The organism is Paracoccus lutimaris, assembly GCF_003337565.1.
Lineage (GTDB): Bacteria > Pseudomonadota > Alphaproteobacteria > Rhodobacterales > Rhodobacteraceae > Paracoccus > Paracoccus lutimaris.
This window is the reverse complement of the sequence record NZ_QPJL01000065.1, coordinates 1-3,006: the sequence shown is the minus strand read 5'-3', so window position 1 is coordinate 3,006 and position 3,006 is coordinate 1. Positions and strand designations below refer to the sequence as shown.

Sequence of the window (3,006 nt, the reverse complement as noted above, 5' to 3'; positions counted from 1 at the left end):
AACGACCAGCTGCGCCTGCATGATCTGGCCACGCTGGCCGCCCGCGCCCATGTGCCCACGGTTGTCACCAACGACGTCCTGTTCCACATCCCCGCGCGCCGCATCCTGCAGGATGTGGTGACCGCCATCCGCCACAATTGCACCGTCGAGGCGCTTGGCCATCGCCGCGAACGTCACGCCGACCGCTATCTGAAGCCGCCGCAGGAAATGGCCCGCCTGTTTGAGCGCTATCCCGAGGCGGTTTCCCGCAGCATCGAGATCATGCAGCGCTGCACCTTCGACCTTGGACAGCTTCAATATCAATATCCCGAAGAACGCGACGATCCCGCGCTGACCGCGCAGGACACGTTGGCGCGCCTGACATGGGCGGGCGCGGCCGAGCGTTACCCCGAGGGCATCCCGCCCGAGGTGACACAGGCGCTGCACCATGAGCTGACCCTGATCGGCCGGCTGCACTATGCGCCCTATTTCCTGACCGTGCACAGCATCGTCCGCTATGCCCGGTCGCAGAATATCCTGTGCCAAGGGCGCGAGATATGGGCAAAAGTTGGTGACGCCTGATCAGGCGGCGGCTTGAAGTTGACGGAGGCCGTCGCGGAACTCAATCCCCTGGATGATCTCCGGCAGGCGGTTCTGACCGTCGAGTTTGCGCCATTTCCCCTGCGCCGACATCATCAGCTTGAAGGCCATGGCCAGTCCGGTCCTGCGGCTGAGGCATCCTTTGGTGCGTTTCGTGCGGTGCCGAACGGTCGCGAAGGTGCTTTCAATTGGATTGGATGTCCGGATGTGTTTCCAGTGTTCGGCCGGGTAGTCGTAAAAGGTCAGCAACGCCTCGCGATCCTTGACCAGCTTGGCAACGGCCTTGTCGTATTTGACGCCGTAGGTTTCGACGAAAAAGTCGAAGGCGGCGCCGGCCTCGGCCTTTGTTTCAGCCTGCCAGATGTCGTGCAGATGGCTCTTGGCCTTGTCCTGCAGCGACTTTGGCAGGGCATTCAGCACATTCATTGTCTTGTGGACCCAACACCGCTGCTCGCGTGTGGTGGCGAAGACCTCGCGCAGCGCGGTCCAGAACCCGAGCGCACCGTCGCCGATGGCCAGGTTGGGATCCTGCTTCAAGCCCCGGCGCTTCAGATCGAGCAAGAGCTCACGCCAGCTCTCAGCGCTTTCGCGAAAGCCGTCGATCATCGCCAGAAGCTCCTTGCGGCCATATTCATCAGCCCCGACGATCACCAGAACACATTGCTTTTCTTCGGCCATGCGCGGTTTGAAATACACCCCGTCGGCCCAGATGTAGAGAAAGCGCCGGTGGCTCAGGTCGCGTTTTTGCCAGGCCTCATAGTCGTTCCACCAGTCAGCCTTCAGCCGCGTGATCGTCTTGGCGGAAAGCCCATCGGCGTTCGGGCCCAGCAGTGCCGCGAGCGCCTCGCTGAAATCACCCGTGCTGACGCCCTTGAGATAAAGCCAGGGCAGCAACTCCTCGACCGATTTCGCCTTGCGCAGGTATCGCGGCAGGATGCTGGGCGTGAAGGTGATCTTGTCCTCACCGGGCTTGCGATCGCGCACCCGCGGCACTTTCACCGGCACGGGACCAATCCCGGTCATCACCTCGCGTTCCGGCAGGTAACCATGGCGCACCAGGCGTGATGTGCCATTCTCCAGCTTCTCGGCGGAAAAGGCGGCCATCAGCACCGCCAACTCCGCCTGGATTGCCTGTTCGATCAGCTTGCGCGCGCCGTCACGGATAATATCGGTGAAGGGATCGGTACTGAATCCGGATGGATCGGGCAGCTTGGCAATGGTATTCTCTGGCATGTGGCATATCCCTTTCTCAGTTGAGAATTGACGGCGTTCTGAACACCGCCATGATATGCCGCCCCCTCAGGGCATCACCAACTTTCGCTCATTACTCCAAGGGCGCGGCTCGGCGGCCAACTCGGCCGTCTGCTATGTTCTGGGCATCACCGCCATCGATCCGGGCCGCAATGACCTGCTGTTCGAACGCTTCGTCAGCGAGGAACGCCGCGAGCCGCCCGATATTGACGTCGATTTCGAACATGAGCGCCGCGAAGAGGTCATCCAGTGGATTTACAGGACCTATGGCCGCGATCATGCTGCGCTGACCGCCACCGTCATCCGCTATCGCGCCAAGGGGGCTCTGCGCGATGTCGGTAAGGCCATGGGCCTGCCCGAGGATCTGATCACCGCGCTCTCCTCGCTGATCTGGGCCTGGTCCGACGAGGGCGTCACCGATGCGCAACTGGCCGAGCTGAACCTGAACCCCACCGACCGCCGTCTGCGGCTGACCCTTGATCTGGCGCGGCAGCTGATGGGCGCACCGCGGCATCTGTCGCAGCATCCGGGCGGCTTCGTGCTGACCCATGACCGGCTGGATGATCTGGTGCCGATCGAGCCGGCCGCGATGCAGGATCGCCAGATCATCGAATGGGACAAGGATGACATCGACGCCCTGAAGTTCATGAAGGTCGATGTGCTGGCGCTTGGCATGCTGACCTGCATGGCCAAGGGGCTGGCCCTGGTGGCGGCGCACAAGGGCGCGCAATATGACCTCGCCAGCATCCCGGCCGAGGATCCGCGCACCTATGCGATGATCCGCAAGGCCGACACGCTGGGCACCTTCCAGATCGAGAGCCGGGCCCAGATGGCGATGCTGCCGCGCCTGCAACCGCGCACCTATTACGATCTGGTCATCCAGGTTGCCATCGTTCGCCCCGGTCCGATCCAGGGTGACATGGTGCATCCCTATCTGCGCCGCCGCGCCGGGCTGGAGCCGGTGGAATACCCCCGGCCAGAGCTGGAAAAGGTGCTGGGCAAGACGCTGGGCGTGCCGCTGTTCCAGGAACAGGCCATGCGCGTCGCCATCGAATGCGCGGGCTTCACCCCGGGCGAGGCGGACATGCTGCGCAAATCCATGGCGACCTTCAAGTTCACTGGCGGCGTCAGCGCCTTTCGCGACAAGCTGATCGACGGTATGGCGGCGCGCGGCTA

The 3,006-nt window shown here is 62.9% G+C and carries 2 protein-coding genes and 1 pseudogene; 2 read left to right on the top strand and 1 reads right to left on the bottom strand.

Features of this window, described 5'->3' with window-relative positions; all coding sequences use genetic code 11:
• Positions 1-561: pseudogene (locus DFP89_RS19775) on the top strand (error-prone DNA polymerase); the annotation flags it as partial.
• On the opposite strand, the gene DFP89_RS19770 reads toward DFP89_RS19775, so the two are convergent.
• A complete protein-coding gene (locus DFP89_RS19770) occupies positions 562-1,812 on the bottom strand; it encodes an IS256 family transposase (protein WP_114351016.1) in 1,251 nt (416 codons plus the stop codon).
• A gap of 55 nt (positions 1,813-1,867) precedes the next feature.
• On the opposite strand from DFP89_RS19770, the gene DFP89_RS19765 reads away from it, so the two are divergent.
• Positions 1,868-3,006 (top strand): error-prone DNA polymerase family protein (locus DFP89_RS19765; RefSeq protein WP_484216265.1); only part of this gene is annotated, 1,139 nt, incomplete at its 3' end.